The 15,948-nt window shown below is 58.6% G+C and carries 12 protein-coding genes and 4 tRNA genes; 2 read left to right on the top strand and 14 right to left on the bottom strand.

Going from position 1 to position 15,948, the window contains the following annotated elements; all coding sequences use genetic code 11:
• Positions 1-174: 174 nt before the first annotated feature.
• Positions 175-561, bottom strand: a complete 387-nt coding sequence (gene rplL / locus CCHOA_RS09175; protein ID WP_123929803.1) for a 50S ribosomal protein L7/L12 — start codon at positions 559-561, stop codon at positions 175-177.
• A 159-nt stretch (positions 562-720) separates the two neighbouring features.
• Entirely contained in the window at positions 721-1,239 is a 519-nt protein-coding gene (rplJ, locus tag CCHOA_RS09180; RefSeq protein WP_123929806.1) for a 50S ribosomal protein L10, read from the bottom strand.
• A 566-nt stretch (positions 1,240-1,805) separates the two neighbouring features.
• Between rplJ and bcp the strand changes: the two genes are divergently transcribed.
• Complete coding sequence (gene bcp, locus CCHOA_RS09185) at positions 1,806-2,285, top strand: thioredoxin-dependent thiol peroxidase (protein WP_123929809.1); 480 nt, start codon at positions 1,806-1,808, stop codon at positions 2,283-2,285.
• Between the two features lie 1,158 nt (positions 2,286-3,443).
• On the opposite strand, the gene rplA is transcribed toward bcp, so the two are convergent.
• The 10 genes from rplA to CCHOA_RS09235 all read right to left on the bottom strand — a co-directional run bounded on the left by rplA (position 3,444) and on the right by CCHOA_RS09235 (position 12,784).
• Complete coding sequence (gene rplA / locus CCHOA_RS09190) at positions 3,444-4,148, bottom strand: 50S ribosomal protein L1 (RefSeq protein WP_123929811.1); 705 nt, start codon at positions 4,146-4,148, stop codon at positions 3,444-3,446.
• Between the two features lie 195 nt (positions 4,149-4,343).
• Entirely contained in the window at positions 4,344-4,778 is a 435-nt protein-coding gene (gene rplK / locus CCHOA_RS09195) for a 50S ribosomal protein L11 (RefSeq protein ID WP_123929813.1), read from the bottom strand.
• Between the two features lie 354 nt (positions 4,779-5,132).
• Positions 5,133-8,567, bottom strand: coding sequence for a CshA/CshB family fibrillar adhesin-related protein (locus CCHOA_RS09200; protein WP_123929816.1), 3,435 nt, complete (start codon positions 8,565-8,567; stop codon positions 5,133-5,135).
• Positions 8,568-8,820: 253 nt separating this feature from the next.
• Positions 8,821-9,747 (bottom strand): transcription termination/antitermination protein NusG, encoded by a 927-nt coding sequence (gene nusG, locus CCHOA_RS09205; protein WP_123931122.1) that lies wholly within the window; start codon positions 9,745-9,747, stop codon positions 8,821-8,823.
• A gap of 268 nt (positions 9,748-10,015) precedes the next feature.
• Positions 10,016-10,360, bottom strand: coding sequence for a preprotein translocase subunit SecE (gene secE, locus CCHOA_RS09210; protein WP_123929819.1), 345 nt, complete (start codon positions 10,358-10,360; stop codon positions 10,016-10,018).
• Positions 10,361-10,417: 57 nt separating this feature from the next.
• Positions 10,418-10,490: transfer RNA gene (locus CCHOA_RS09215), tRNA-Trp, on the bottom strand.
• 178 nt (positions 10,491-10,668) lie between these two features.
• Positions 10,669-10,740, bottom strand: a tRNA-Met gene (locus CCHOA_RS09220).
• A 44-nt stretch (positions 10,741-10,784) separates the two neighbouring features.
• Positions 10,785-10,857, bottom strand: a tRNA-Thr gene (locus CCHOA_RS09225).
• A gap of 714 nt (positions 10,858-11,571) precedes the next feature.
• Positions 11,572-11,653: transfer RNA gene (locus CCHOA_RS09230), tRNA-Tyr, on the bottom strand.
• An 84-nt stretch (positions 11,654-11,737) separates the two neighbouring features.
• Entirely contained in the window at positions 11,738-12,784 is a 1,047-nt protein-coding gene (locus CCHOA_RS09235; RefSeq protein WP_123929822.1) for a polyprenyl synthetase family protein, read from the bottom strand.
• A 352-nt stretch (positions 12,785-13,136) separates the two neighbouring features.
• On the opposite strand from CCHOA_RS09235, the gene CCHOA_RS09240 reads away from it, so the two are divergent.
• Entirely contained in the window at positions 13,137-14,423 is a 1,287-nt protein-coding gene (locus CCHOA_RS09240; protein WP_123931125.1) for a geranylgeranyl reductase family protein, read from the top strand.
• A 31-nt stretch (positions 14,424-14,454) separates the two neighbouring features.
• On the opposite strand, the gene CCHOA_RS09245 is transcribed toward CCHOA_RS09240, so the two are convergent.
• Together CCHOA_RS09245 and CCHOA_RS09250 are read right to left on the bottom strand one after the other, a co-directional pair.
• Complete coding sequence (locus CCHOA_RS09245; RefSeq protein ID WP_123929825.1) at positions 14,455-15,153, bottom strand: demethylmenaquinone methyltransferase; 699 nt, start codon at positions 15,151-15,153, stop codon at positions 14,455-14,457.
• A gap of 75 nt (positions 15,154-15,228) precedes the next feature.
• Positions 15,229-15,714: a DUF3592 domain-containing protein gene (locus CCHOA_RS09250; protein WP_123929828.1), complete on the bottom strand. Its 486-nt coding sequence runs from the start codon at positions 15,712-15,714 to the stop codon at positions 15,229-15,231.
• Positions 15,715-15,948: the final 234 nt, after the last annotated feature.

Raw genomic sequence — 15,948 nt, forward strand, 5'->3', positions numbered from 1 at the left:
TGCTGCAGCTAGCAGCAAGCGACAACCCAGACCTTGCAACAACCAGGGTGAAAAAGGCAACACCCCAAGCCCTCCCGAGGAGAACTTGGGGTGAAAGCAACAAGCTTCGCAACTGTATTGCACGCTGTGTTGTCTAGCAACACCAGTGGCAATACTGCGGAAAGAATGCGCAGATTACTTGAGGGAAACCTTAGCGCCAGCTTCTTCCAGCTTGGTCTTAGCAGCTTCAGCGTCGTCCTTGGAAGCACCTTCCAGAACAGCCTTAGGAGCGCCTTCAACCATTTCCTTAGCTTCCTTCAGGCCGAGGGAAGGAACGAGCTCGCGGACAACCTTGATCACGCCGATCTTCTTGGAGCCAGCGTCTTCGAGAACGACGTCGAATTCGTCCTTCTCTTCTTCAGCAGCACCAGCAGCGCCCGGAGCAGCAGCAGCAACAGCAGCAACCGGAGCAGCAGCGGTAACGTCGAAGGTCTCTTCGAAGAGCTTCACGAACTCGGAGAGCTCGATGAGGGTCATTTCCTTGAACGCTTCGATGAGTTCATCGTTGGTGAACTTAGCCATGGTGGCAGTCCTTTCGTGGGTGATATCCGCTGCCGCCGGCTCAAGCCGGTAAACAGAAGATGCTCTTTGCGCGCAACACTCGTGTGCGCCGATGCAGCGGATGAAAGTATATGGGGGGTTTGGGATGGAACAGCATGGTCGCTGTTCCAGGCGACGGTATTAGGCCGCGTCCTTCTTTTCCTGCAGTGCAGCCGCAAGGCGTGCAACCTGCGAGGCAGGAGCGTTGAACAGACCGGCAGCCTTGGCAAGCGATCCCTGCATTGCACCAGCCAGCTTGGCGAGAGTGGTCTCGCGGTTGTCCAGCTCGGCGATTGCACTGACCTGTTCAGGCGTCAGGACGTTACCGTCCATGTAACCGCCCTTGATCACAAAAGCCTTGTTCTCTTTGCCAAATTCCTTCAGTGCCTTCGCTGCGTCTACAGCTTCGCCACCGACGAACGCCACTGCGGTCGGGCCGGTGAGCTGATCGTCGAGTCCTTCGACGCCAGATTCCTTAGCCGCGATCCGAATCATGGTGTTCTTGGCGACGGCGTAGGTCACATCGGCGCCGAGTGCGCGACGCAGCTGCGTCATCTGCGCAACTGACAGGCCACGATATTCGGTGAGCAGCACGGTGCCGTTCTGTGCGAACAGCTCCTTGAGCTCTGCCAAAGACTGTTGATTCTTCGGATTTGCCATGGTTGAACCTCGCCTCCTTCCTTGAACCAATTCGTGTGTGTACTTTGTCCGCCGGGGTTTTCACTCGCGCGTAACGAACGTCGTAACAACGACCCACGACACGAAAAACCCCGTGCAAGAGCACGGGGGCATGTTCTTCCACGAAAGTGGGGTTCTAATGCGCCAAGTAACTCCTGCGTAGGCCGCCTTTCTTGCTTGCAAAAGCAAGGAAAGATCCTTCGACCAAACTTGAGATCAGCAACATCCTTGGCGGTTGCCCACCAATTGCTGGTCTCTTGAGTGGTGACCGACGGTCTTCGGTGATCTTGGACAGCAGGGAATATTCCCTGCCTACAAGTTCAACGAGCAACCATAAACGAGGCAGGCAAGAAAAGCAAACTTCAGCAGCTGGGGTGGACTCGCCGGATCCCCCTCCCTGTTGTTGCACCCCACCCAGTCCGCCGTTGCGCACTGCACTTCCACTCAGCCAAGTAAGGCCTTTACTCTTACTTTGAGAACCGGCACACCTGTCGGTGTTTGCGGCGCACGGGCATAAGCATGTGCATCCTTGACTAGGATGAGTAGTCATGTCTGACAATATTCGTCTTGCTGTCGGCGATGCCGCCCCCGAACTTTCCTTGCCCACCCACGACGGGAACACCTTCACCCTCTCCGAGCACCAGGGAACGCCGGTGATCGTCTACTTCTATCCACGTGCGGAAACACCCGGTTGCACCACGCAGGCCTGCGACTTTCGCGATAATATCGCCCGTTTCCAAGCCGACGGCTATCTCGTCGTTGGGGTAAGCCCCGACAAGCCCGAAAAGCTGGCCGCTTTTGTCGACAACCATGGGTTACCGTTTACCATGCTCTCTGATCCGACAAAGGAAACCATGCGTCAATGGGGTGCCTTTGGCGAAAAGCAAAACTATGGCAAAACTGTGCAAGGCGTTATCCGCTCTACCGTGGTTATCGGCGCCGATGGCACCGTGTCCCATGCTCTCTACAACGTGAAAGCCAAAGGTCACGTCGAGCGCTTGGCAAAGACACTTAAGCTAAGCAGCTAGCAAAACCTCCGGTGGGTGTGCGTTCCACCGCCCACACAGTGCCGCCACTGCAATGTTGCGCACAGCCTCCGGCACCACCACGCACCAACAACCTGGCTGGCAAGCACCTATGTTCCCCTGACGGTTATCCATCAACGCCCACTGGCTGCGCCCAAGTGGAGCAGTGCTGCGAGTCGGCTCCACCTTGCGTCTGCATCCATGGGGAGGCGTTGCTGAAGCAGTGTCAGCCCTGCGCAATGCAGCTGGTCGCCTAAGCCCGCATACCCGGTGAGCAGCATACCGGCGAGCCCCTCGCGGTGATCGAAAAACAGATTTTCTGCAACACTTGGCGCACAGGTTGCAACAAACGATGCAACACCTGCCTATTGCCATCAGTTGCAGCAGCGACGCCGTGGCACAAGTTGCACTGGCCACACTAGCCTGCAGTGTTCAGGCTCGCGCGCAGCGTAGCGAGAAGTCACGACCTACCTGAAGTTCTTGCACCCTCCTGCGGCTTGAAAATGCTATCCGATTGCACCCTTCACCCGTGCAGCGGTCACGAGCTCACAAGCCCCTGCCCCGCCAGCCCTAGTCCCCGATTTGGGACGCACTCCCGATCCGCCGATCAGCGTTGCGTTTGCGCGGCAGCTCCGCACGGAAGTTCATGTGTTTCGACCGCGCCAGCCATCACTGTCGCGCCGAGATAAACTTGCAGCAACAATGCGCCGTCCCACCGCTGCTGGCAGCCATAACAAGTCATTCCACAGCATTGTTTCATTGCTGATCGGTGCACCATCACGTTTTTGCGGCCACGCCGGTAACCGTGTGTTCTTGATAGCCCTGCCGTCTCGGCGGAAAATACTGACCCGGGCAGCATGGTTGCACCGTTTCGTATCAACTGCCGCAAGGGGGGAAAGTTTTGCGAGCATCCACCTGAAAAAAGCGTGCCGAGCAGCGTTTTCTCTTCCGCGGTGGCTGGATGGATACCGATGGTTCACCGCAGTCGCAATGGTTTGCAACCGCAGCTCAGCATCATGTAGCGCAGCAGGTTGTATTCTCCGTGGCACGCATACATCTTGGTTGGGGTGAAGAAAATCCCCACCTTCGCCAATACGGCGGAGATGGGGATCATCGCGAGCTTTGTGTAAAGCCCTATGTGCTTGATGCTACAACTGAGATTTACTCGTCTTCGCTCACAGCAGCCTTCGGATCAACCTGAATACCAGGGCCGGAGGTAGCAGCGAAGGTAACCTTCTTGATGTAGGAACCCTTGGAGGAAGAAGGCTTCAGACGCAGCAGCTCTTCGATGAGTGCCTGGTAGTTTTCAGCGATCTTCTTCGCGTCGAAGGACACCTTGCCGAGGATAGCGTGCAGGTTAGCAGCCTTGTCGACACGGAAGGCGATTTTACCGCCCTTGATCTCCTGGACAGCTTTCGCAACATCCATGGTGACCGTACCGGTCTTCGGGTTTGGCATGAGGCCACGTGGACCAAGCACGCGGGCAACGCGACCAACCTTTGCCATCTGATCCGGGGTGGCGATAGCGGCGTCGAAGTCAGTCCAGCCGCCCTGGATCTTTTCGATCAGTTCGTCGGTGCCAACCATGTCAGCGCCAGCTTCTTCAGCCTGGGTGGCCTTTTCACCAGCGGCGAACACGATCACGCGGACTTCTTTACCGGTGCCGTGCGGCAGGGAGACGGTACCGCGCACAAGCTGGTCAGCTTTGCGAGGGTCAACCCCGAGGCGGATAGCCACATCGACGGTGCCGTCATAGGAGGTGTAGGAGGTTTCCTTCACCAGTTTGGCAGCTTGCATTGGGGTGTAGAGACGACCTGCATCAACCTTTTCGGCTGCTGCAAGGTACTTGCGCGAACGCTTGCTCATCGTATGTTTCCTTCGGTTGTTTTCAATGTGCTGTTACTCCTGCAGCACCGCCAACTATCGCAATGCCGCATCGTTGCTAGACACTGCGGTCGGCGCGGGTTACTTCTGCAGGAGATAACAAGGAAATTGTGGTGTGGGTGAAAAGCGACCCCTCCCACGATGTGCCGCAGATCCCTGCGGCTCATTGGTGAAGTCTTACTTGACCTCAATACCCATCGAGCGGGCGGTACCAGCAATAATGCGTGCACCTGCTTCAACGTCGTTGGCGTTCAAGTCTTCCAGCTTGGTCTGGGCGATTTCACGGCACTGATCCATGGTGACGGTGCCGACTTTTTGGGTGTGTGGAACACCAGAGCCCTTCGGGATACCCGCAGCCTTCAGCAGCAGCTTCGCTGCCGGCGGGGTCTTCAGTTTGAAGTCGAAGGAGCGGTCTTCATAGACCGTGATTTCCACTGGCACAACGTTGCCGCGCTGGTTTTCCGTTGCAGCGTTGTAGGCCTTACAGAATTCCATGATGTTGACACCATGGGCACCAAGAGCCGGACCAACCGGTGGAGCCGGGTTAGCCTGTCCAGCTTGGATCTGCAGCTTGATTAAGCCTGTGACCTTCTTTTTCTTCTTCGGAGGCATCGAAGTGTTTCCTTTTCCTGGTTACCGGTAACCGCATCCTTGTGTGAAGCAAACCCAGCCAAGATTCACCACCCTGTTGCCGCGACACACCATCCCTTACCGGGGAAGGTTCATCGTGGCTGCTGTGCGGGTCACTATGTGTATAGGGCTGTGTTTGCGGCAGTTACCGTCCGGATGCCGGGATGACAGCAATCAACTGACTGCTGTGGCCTGGCCACCGGGGATGATGGTTAACGTAAGTGTTTTACAGTTACCGCCAAGCCGGCGATAACCGTACCGTTGATGCACCATGATGGCAGTGCGTTTCCGCGCTTCCACCAGCTGCACACGGCACGATCTGCCAGGATACCAGGTTTAGCGAGGTGTACAAACTCCCGACCAGTAGGTGACGGTCGACCAAAACGCTGACATCACAGGTGGCACCGGTGGGATTACGGGTGCTGGTAGCGCTTCCTGAGAAGCTGCACCGCAATGCTGGGGCGGGAGCTGGAGGCGATCATTGTTCGATGGGATGGTGGCAAGCCAGTGGCCGATCGTCACCAGCAGTGGCACGCTGAGCAGAAGCGCAATTTCGGCGAAGGTGTCACCGGTGACCACCCCCACCCCAGTCGAGCTGTGGGCGGCTGGCTGCGGATCAGGTTGTATCGGTTGGCGGGGCGGGTAACTGTCAGGGGTTGGAGGCGGCGGACTCGTGGGTACTGGGTTTGCCGGGTCGGCGGGGGGATTCGCAGGGGTTGGCACCACCGTAACTGGGTGGCTTGTTGTGGTGGTCCGCTGCGGGCGGGAGTTTTCCACAATGATGGTGTCGCCGACAACGAGTGCTACTGGCAGATAGATCTGTGCCAGGTTGTCTGCGGCTTCCGTTGCCCGCACAGTGTGCTGGTAGCGATAGTTGCCGGTGTACACGGTCAGCGTGTCACCAGGGTTGAACGGTTGTCCACTGGTGGTGACTTGCAGCATGGTGAGCGCCGGATGGGCGGGGTTGACAATGCGCGGGGTGGCCAGCATGTCAGGGATGGCAAGCGGCACCCCGACCTGGTTGCCGCGCTGCGGGGGCGCCCCGTCGCGGTAAGCCGTCGCATAGGCAACAATGCCGTTGCTCATCGGATGGTCAAGGGCAATGTCGATAAATCCGCTGGCGGCTTCTTCCGCATTGACCTGGTGGCTGATCACCCGGGAGCCGACGGTGAGATCGATCCGGTCGCCGACTTCGAAATGTTGCCGGCCGGCACTGGTGATCATCAGCCGATCGGTGCCCACCCGTGGCCGGGTAATAATTCGTGGGGACGGCGGGGCAATCGTGGAAATTGTGGCCGGTATTCCTGGCTGCGGTAGGCGACCTATCCGCCGGATGGCCGGCTGCAGCACACTGCCGGCAGCAAGCGGAGCTACCGCAAAAGTCACTGCACCAGTGTCAATATCGGCCTGGATGATTTCATGCCGATAATGGTTGTGCCCAATGTCGAGCAAAATCTCGTCGTGAAGCCGCAACGGGGTTTGCGGATCGGCAACCACAGTGACTTGATGGGCACCCATGTGCGGCGGTGGATCGATGCGCAGATGTGCCAACGCTTCGGGTGCGACAACTACCGGGCTGCCGGTGACGGATTCATTGCCGCGGGATATCGCCACCTCGACTGGCATGAGTTCCTGCAGCGGATCCACAGTGACCACAATTGGCATGCTGGGGGAATCGTCCGGGATGGTGGTGTGATAGCGGCTGGTGCCCACCGCCACGGTGACCACATCACCAGCCTGCAGGGGCTGCGTACCAACCGTGTGTACCGCCACTGTGGTGGCACCGTATTGGGGCACCGGGTCAATTACGGGGATCGGTAGTGGCCGTTGCTGGGTTGTTTGGTGGCCGGTGAAATATTGCGCCGTCCCGTCCGGATAGTGAACCTGAACAGCACCGTCATCATCGACGGTGAATGTGACATCGGCCGGCAGCTGCGGATTGGCAGCGACAATAGCAGCAATGATCGCATTCCGTGCACTGGCTGTGATCGGCAACCGATCAATCGGGGTTTGCTGCGGCGCCTGTAACGGTCGAGCAGAATCAACCGCCGTATTCAACACCACCTTCGCTGCACTGTCGACGGTACGTGCCGCGGGGAGCGGCGCATCAGCTAGTCCTTCAGCCGGTTGATCGGCAGGATCCACCGCGACCCGCACCGTTGCCGCTGCCCGATCAAGGCTTGTCCATGCATCGCCCACAAATTCCAAAAGGAGTGTCTCTGCCGCGGCAGGAGCAGTCGGCGGGGTGGAACCGGTTGGGCTGGAGTCTGGTGGGGTATCCGATGGTGCGGTCTGGCTACTCACCTGTACCTGAAACAGTTCGGCAGCATTCCCCGTTTGCTGCCAACCGTTTACCGTGCGCCGCAACGCCACAGTCACCGGTTCTTGCCCCGTATCTTGCCGTGCAGAATCGAAGAATCCCGGTGGGGTGATTGTCAATGTCAGCCGGGTCGCCCGTGGATCAATCCCCGCAACCACTACCCCGGTTGTTTTCGGGTGTTCCCCAGTTGGCAGCGGAGTGTCAGACGTGGCCGCGACAAGATTCGGGGTGGCCAGTGGGGCGGCGGCGATAGTGACCGCACAGTCGATAAAGGCCGAGCCAGCTGGCTGCGACACCAGCCACGCCCCTGCGGTGGCATCCTTACCCGCCTGCGGATCCACTGTTGCGGGCAGGGGGCTGCGCCGAACCCCTGCCGGGGCCGTCGCATCCAGCTGCACCGCCGCACATGCAGCAGTCGGGATCCCAAACCGACTAGCTGATGTGTCCCCGGTAGCCATGACACGCACCATCTCCCCAGGGGCAGGCAGCATATCAGCAGCCGGTTCACCAAATGTCACGGTAAACATTTCACTAGCAACAGGAGCACTGCCGGCAGCACTGCCACTAACAGCAAAACCTACCGAGTCATCCCACTGCACAGTCGCGTTTGGCACTCCAAGCAGCAGCCCAAACGCTAACGCGTTCGGGGAACCAGCCGCCTGCAACGTCGTCGTCACTTCAGTGGTGCCGCTGGCGAGCAGCAGCTGTGCCCCAGCATCCGCCACCCCAGTGCAACGCAGCGTTGGCGTTCCCTCCCCGCTACAAGCCAACGGATGCACAGCCGGATGCGCCGCGGCACCCTGCTGCTGCGGATCAGCTTCTTGCGCAGTCAACACCGTCAGCCGCGTGACAGTACCGCCAGCTGCAGCCACCGTCACCACATCGGTTTCATCACTGAGCTGCTCCGCATCAGCAACCACCACCGCCGGGGTGACTTGTGCCCCCGAAGGGAATTTCACTACCAGATCACGCAACGTCACCCGCAACTCGTAGGGGCTAGCGGTAGCTTGTGCAATCCCCACAGCTGGCTCCCCAACCAGCGGATACTGCTGCTCACCGGTGGGACTCATCGCCCCAAATGCACCCCACGTCGGTACCGATTGCGCAGTAATAGGTGCCCCATCGGAAGTACCGGCCAGCGACAAGGTGGCCTGCACTAGCGACCCGCCAGCCAACGGAAACGACAATTGTTGCGGCTGCCCCTGGATCAACCCCGCCCACTCATCGTCGCTGAACGCCGCAAAATCAAGCCAATGAATCTGTGGGGCTAAATATCCAGCCGTGGCACGCTCTAAGTGGACCAGGCTCGCCGTATCGGTGGCGACCACAGCTGCCGGTGCGACCGCCGGTGACGCGGTAGTAACAAGAACTGCCGACACCACAGCAGCACACCACCGTCGACAGTTGACTGCCCACGAGTTAGCAATGATTCTCCTGGCGGAACGCTTCACCCTTTCTATCCAACCATCCCCACTGCACAATCGGCGGCACAATCCCCCCAAAACGGCGACACCACCAAGGAGTGCCCGGTCATGCTCACCGCACAACAACACCCCACCGCTGCTCGACATAGGGCAGCTCAACCCTGCAACAGGGAAGCTGCCACATCGTGGTTCAGCAGGTGGGGTGGGTCAGTGTACGGTGCGGCAGACAGTTGCCGCACAACCCATTCCACAGGGAATGCGTCCAATAGTCCACAAGGAACTAGTTGATTTTTTCAACCTGGTCGAAGTTGAGATCCACCGGGGTCTCCCGGCCAAAGATCGACACCAGCACCCGCAGCTTGCCGGTGGCCGGATCGATTTCGCTGATTGTTGCCGGAACGGTAGCAAACGCACCGTCGAGGATCGTCACCGCTTCGCCAACCTCAAAATCAACCTGCACCGGTGCACGGTTGGACACTGTTGGCTGTGCCACAACCTGCTCGCCGGACTTGTTCACCGGGGTAGCAGCAGCTTCCTCGCCTTCCTGGGCAGGGGTTTCCTGCGGCATGAGGAATTTCGCCACATCGCGTGCCTTCACTGGGGTTGGATGACCCTCGTTGCCGACAAAAGAAGTCACACCCGGGGTATCCCGTACCACCGACCAGGAGCGGTCATTGATCTCCATACGAACAAGCACATAGCCAGGCAGCAGCTTGCGCTTGACTAGCTTCCGCTTGCCGTCTTTAAGCTCCATGACTTCTTCAATTGGCACAACCACGTCATAGATGGAATCTTCCACCTCGAGGGTTTGGACACGCATGTCCAAGTTGGTTTTCACCTTATTTTCGTAGCCGGAATAGCACTGGATGATATACCACTTGCCCGGCAGGCGACGAAGCTCCCGCATAAACGCCCGCAGCCGAGTTTTGTACTCTTCCATTGCTTTATCTTCATCGGAACCTTCAGTGTCACCGAGCGCCGCTGCAGCCTTCGACACTTCGTCTTCGCTAGCAGGCGCCGACTCAACCTCAGTGTCAACAGCTTCCCCGGCGTCGATCGCGGCAAACTCGTCAGCAACTTCTTGCGCTGCTTCGACTTCCGGGTGATCTGCGGCAGCAATTGCCACATCTGCGTCTTGCACCGACTGCTCGTCCACAGTCACCTCGACGTCATTGGCGGTGAGGTCCAAAGATTTGTCGTCACTCATTGATTCATCGCTTTCCACCCGAAACCCGGGACGTCTCATAGCGTTGCCATGCAGCCACCTACCAGCAGCCACAACCTATCGCTGTGGCTTCCTAGCAAAGGCAGCACACCTGTCAAACTTCACAGGTTGTTTAGCAACGCTCACTTTTACCGCCCAGTGTAGACCAGGCTGGGGCAAAAATTTTCCCGCCGTGCTCTTGCAGTGAAGAACAGGGCGGGAATGTTGTTTTTTAAATTCTAAACAGCTGACAGTGGAAACTGCAACTAGCTTAGCGCGGGGTGAGCACCTTCTCGACGCCGATACCGGTTAACGTATCAACACCCCAAACCAGTGCGGTGAGCACGATAAGGAAGGCGAACACAATCGAGGTGTACACCACCATCTGCTTACCAGTTGGCCAAATTACTTTTTTCAGTTCTTGTACCGTCTCGGGCACGTAGTCTACGACCCGTTTACCCAGCGACTTTTCTTTTTCCTCTTCAGCTGCATTAGCTGCAGGAACCGCGTTCTTCGCGGCATACACTTCGCTGGAAGTGGTGGATACACCGGAGACCTGGCGCTTACCAGCTGGGCGCGCAGCACCCACAAGCTCAGGGTTGTGTTCGTCGGACACGGCTCTCCTTTGCGAAAACTACTCGCAGCGTAATTTCCCACTCGGTAAAAGAATGCGCAGGGGCGACAGGACTCGAACCTGCAACCTTCGGTTTTGGAGACCGATGCTCTACCAATTGAGCCACGCCCCTATGCGGTTGTCATTGCGGAATCTCGATACTCAGCAATGAAACCAGAAAGCCACTCTAGCAAACGATTCCACCTTGCGGCGAATCGCAGCATCACCCAGCCAAAGCTGCTGTGACTTTCTCGTCTGATATGAAACAAACGCCGCCCGCCGGTGAAGCGGTCGCGACGCTGAGTTTCTCGTAGCGATGGAGAGAATTGAACTCTCGACACAACGATTATGAGTCGTTTGCTCTACCACTGAGCTACACCGCCATCTGCTATTCAAGCTACCGGAATCGGTGCCATCATAGCAAGAGAGCCCCCTGACAGAATCGAACTGTCGACCTTTTCCTTACCATGGAAACGCTCTGCCGACTGAGCTAAGGGGGCCTAGCTGCAACTTGGAACCTGTCACCTTTTCGGTGACCGCTTTCCGTTGAAGCCTTGAAAAGATTAACCCACAACCGTTAATGAACACAAATCAGCAGGACAAGGCCGCTTTTTAGGGCTTTTATACGGCAAAGAACAGCATACGGTGGATCACATGTCGTGTGGCTTGCCCACTTCGCCAGGAAATTCGCGGGCAAGCAACCGCAAACACTCAAAAAAGTCCGGCAAACGCCGCTAGTGGAGGCATGTGCGCCAACACAGCCACTGACGCCGCCCGCCGCCAAGGCTTGCAATGAGCAGACAGCGAGTACTTCGTGTCCCACCGGCCACTGCACCCCGGAATAGGAGCACGCAGCGATCAGAGAGCAATAGTGTGCAAATTCGACGCAGGTGACTTCCCGGCTCGAAGGTTGGACGCTGCAGCAGGCTCACTGTCAAACACTGACAAACTCGCGTGCGACAGCCCCGCAGAGGCGATGTGACACTCCCCCAACGCCTTCCTTGACGCGCCCTTTCCGATTTTTCGCCTAGACACTCACCAGGCGCACCGGAGACAGGTTTGGCATGTCGGTGATACCACCTACCGTGCCAAGCGTGTTTCGGGCTCGTTCGCTGCAACGCAATGGATTCCCTACAGGTTCACAGAGACTGCAGACGCAGCAAAGCCCGGTTGCTTCTTTTCTTAAGGAAAAGATGCAACCGGGCTTGGTACTGTGCCAGGTGAAGGATTCGAACCTACGTAGGCGAAGCCGACGGATTTACAATCCGCTCCCTTTGGCCGCTCGGGCAACCTGGCGGTGCAACACACATTGTGCGGTGCGGTTACCTACTCTACTATGCCCGCCATGGGATTTTGCAAACCGGCAGGACAAGCCAGGTTTTAGCCGACTCGCGCAACGGTGTATTCCATGACTGATCGCAGCGCTTGCGTGGCTGGGATCGCCGGCAATTTCGCTAATTGTTCCTGTGCGATCTGCATATTGTGCTCAACGACTTGCAACGCCTGTTCACGACCGGTGGACTGATGCAACAATTCCAACACGGTCGCCACCTGCTGTTCGTCGGTAACCGGTCCGGTGAGTATTTGCCGCAGCTGCTCCCCAACCGGGGTGTCTTCCCGCAGCGCATAGAGCACCGGCAAGGTGAAGATCCCTTCCCGTAAATCTGTTCCCGGAATCTTCCCCGACTGGGAGGTGTCGGAGAAAATATCGATGATGTCATCAACTATTTGGAAAATCGTGCCGATAGCAAAACCCAGTTTCTGCAGGGCGGCAGTAGTTGCTTGATCTGCCCCAGCATGCAGCGCACCTAAATAGCCGGCTGAGCCGATCAGCACCCCTGTTTTCTCGTGGATGACATGCATATAGTGCTCTATTTTGTCGCCTTCGCCAGGACCTACGGTTTCCCGCATTTGCCCAGTGACCAGTTGGCCGAAGGTTTCGGCAAAGTGGGCAACAGTCTCCGTCCCCAAGCCGGCCATGACGTGGGAGGCGCGTGCCAGCAAATAATCGCCGGCCAAGATCGCAATCGAATTATCCCAGCGGGCATTCGCCGAGATCACTCCCCGCCGCTTATCTGCTTCGTCCATCACATCGTCGTGATACAACGTCGCCAAATGGGTCATCTCCACCACGCAGGCCGCCTGCAGGACTTTGTCACATCCTGGATTAGGGCCATATTGGCTGGCGAGCATGGCAAACATGGGACGGAAGCGTTTGCCGCCCGCCGCCAGAAGATGAGAAGTTTTCTCGGTGATAAACGGTTCCTGGCCGCGCACATGCTCTTCCAGGAGGGCTTCCACCTGCGCCACACCGGTGTCGATTTGTTGGGCTAGTTGTGGGTCGCCAAAGTCGATGTGGGGGTGGCGTACACCCTGCGGCTCCGGGTTCGCCTGCTGCTGCCTCCCGGCGAGATGGCCGTGTGTCATTGGCGTGGTCGACCTCACTGTGAATGTTGAGCGTTGTCTAAAAAACGTCGTATCTACCGTGTTACTGCCCCTCATCAGCTAGGCCTGCGGCAAGACTGCTGGCCAGCGTTGTATGCCATCGCACCGGGTGTTCGTCGGCTGCTTGAAGGACGGTGCCTCGAAGCAGCCGATATGCCTGGCGAATGACTGCTGCAAGCTGTGGTGATTGCTGCGATGATAGCGGGCAGACTTTTCAACGGTAGACGCGCGCTGTGTTTACCTTACAAGCCCGGTCTAGGTTGGTGCACACTTTGGGTCACCGGCGTGCCCGAATCAAGAACACATCTGGGACAATGAAGGGGTGAGTGGATCTATGTGGCAAGCCGATGTGGTGATTGTTGGATTTGGCCCGGCAGGGGCGGCGGCAGCGATTGCCGCCAGTCGGGCGGGGCTTTCGGTGATCGCTGTAGAGCGCGGGGAATATGGCCGTGATAAAACCTGCGGTGACGGGTTAACCCCGCGGGCAATGACCCAACTTGCCCATCTTGGCCTGGGGGAAAGCATTGGCGACGGTTACCGCAATTACGGGTTGAAACTCCACGGATTTGGCGGCGACGTCACCGTCGCGTGGCCGGACACCGGCCAGTTTCGGGCGGTGGGATCGGCGATGCGCCGCACGCGACTTGATGCGCTCCTTGCTGATCTTGCTGCCGCCCAGCCCGGGGTGACTGTGCACTATGGCACCACCGTGAAAGACGTCACGGTGGTTGATGGGACTTTGGTGGCGGTGAGCTGTATTGCATCGGATGCTGGTGACCACGCTCCCATTACGGTGCGCGGATCGCGGTTTATCATCGCCGATGGGGTGCGTTCCACTGTCGGGAAACTTCTGGGGCGCCAGTGGCATCAGCAGGAGGTGTATGGGATTGCCGCCCGCGGCTATGCGCAAACTCCATGCGCGGATGAGCCGTGGATTCATTCCCATGTGGAGCTTTCCGACGAATTTGGCACCACCCAGCCGGGCTATGGGTGGATTTTTCCGCTGGGGGCAAGCGACGGTTGCGTCAATGTGGGCTGCGGGGCGCTGTCGATTGCGACCCGGAAAGCAACTGTGAACACCAAACAGCTCCTGCGCCACTATCACCAGCAGGTGGCAGCAGATTTTCTCCTGCAACCGGTCACCCAGGTGACGTCGGCGCTGCTGCCGATGGGTGGGGCGGTAAGCAATGTGGCCGGGGCGAACTGGATGCTCATTGGGGATGCGGCGGCCTGTGTGAATCCGCTGAATGGGGAAGGGATCGACTACGGCCTGGAGACTGCCCAGCTCGCCATCGACTTGGCGACCTCCACCAGCGGGCCGCTGACGTACGCGTGGCCGGCGCTGCTGCGCGACACCTACGGCGATGCGTTCGCTATCGCCCGGCGTGCCGCCCGGCTGCTGTGCTATCCGGAGCTGTTGCCGGCGGTAGGACCGATGGGGATGCGTGGTCGGCAAGCCCAGCTGGTGATGCCGATTGCTGCCCGGTTGATGGGCAATCTTGTTTCCGCCGCCGATCGGGATGTGACCAGCTGGTTGTGGCGGCGCAGTGGTCGGCTGGTGCGGCTGGCTACCGCTGATCGGCAGTTGTGGTCAGTCGATCCGGGGTCTGCCCGCAGCTAGTTGGGTCGCGATGTTGTTGTAGCGCAGTGGTCTACTGGGGGGCTGGGGGTACTTCGCCGGCGTGAATGGCAACGATTCCGCCGGTGAGGTTGCGCCAGCCGACGTCAACAAAGCCGGCATCCCACATTTTTTTCGCTAAGGTTTCCTGATTTGGCCAGGCCAGAATCGATTCGACGAGGTAGAGGTAGGCTTCCGGGTCGGAAGAGACGAGTTTCGCGACGCTGGTGAGCACATATTTCAGGTATACGTCGTAGGCGGTGGCGAACCAGCGCTGGGTGGGGGTGGAAAACTCGGTGATGACAAGCCGGCCGCCAGGTTTGATGACACGACGAATCTCGGCGAGGGCTTTGTCTAAGTGTTGAAAGTTCCGGAGTCCGAAGCTGATGGTGACCGCATCGAAGGTAGCGTCAGCGAAGGGCAGGTTCATGCCGTCGCCGCAGACTTTCACCACGTCACGTTTCGCCCCGGCGCGCAGCATCCCTTTGGAGAAGTCACAGGCCACCGGCCAGGCGCCGGCTTGTTGTAGGGCGAGGGTGGATACGGCGGTGCCGGCTGCCAGGTCGAGGATGTCTTCCCCGGGTTGGGCAGCGAGTCGGGCTGCGCTGGTGTTTCGCCACAGCCGGTCGATGCCTAAGGACAGCACCGTGTTGGTGATGTCGTAGCGTTGCCCGACTTCGTCGAACATGCTGGATACTTCGGTTGGGTTTTTCTCTAGGTTCGCCTTTGCCACAGTGTGCGATCCTAGCGAAGGTTGGCGCGAAACGTGGTGTTGGTGGGTCGATGATTGTGTGGCGGGTGTGGTTGCTTAGGTGGTGCGGTGGGGGTGTTGGCGGCGGCGTTTCCACCGTTGGAGGAGGAAAAATGTGAGTATGGTGCCGATGGTGGTGATGCTGGTGGCGGTGGCGGCAACAGGGAGGGTTTGGAGCCAGGAGCGGCCGCTGATTTTTGCCCGCCACGGATAGTCTTTGTCGTAGACTACGCGGACTCGTTGCCCGACGCGGAGACCTTTGGGGTACAGCAGGCCGCCGGGTGGGGATTGGCTGCGTCCTGCTTCGTCGATGAAACGGCCGGTGGTGCGGGTGGGGCTGACACCGGTGATCACCGCTACAGCGGTCGCCGGATTGTTGTTGATGCTGCGGTCGGTGTTGTAGGCGCCGATGACGACTGCGGCCGCCCCGAGCAGGGAGGCGATCCAGAGGGCGACGACGAGTTGTTGACTGCGGTGAATGATCCGCAGTGTGACGTCGCTGCTGTGGTAGGCAATTCCGCCGTTGGCATACATGCGCCGCACCAGAGACAACCTCCTTCTTTGTGTTCGGCAGCTGCTGGCAGGCAACTCATCACAGTCTGCTGAACGGTGTGCTGTGATCGGCTGCATGTGGCAGCTGAGTCGCTAGTAGGCAGCTTATCTGATCGGCTGGCGCACAAGGTTGTTGCTTGCCGGGGGCGAATGCACCGGGAGGCAACTTCCCGGCGTGGCCGGGATTTGGTGGGGGGTGTGACAGGCCGGGTTCGAATTAGGCAG

The organism is Corynebacterium choanae (assembly GCF_003813965.1).
Taxonomy (GTDB): Bacteria; Actinomycetota; Actinomycetes; order Mycobacteriales; family Mycobacteriaceae; genus Corynebacterium; species Corynebacterium choanae.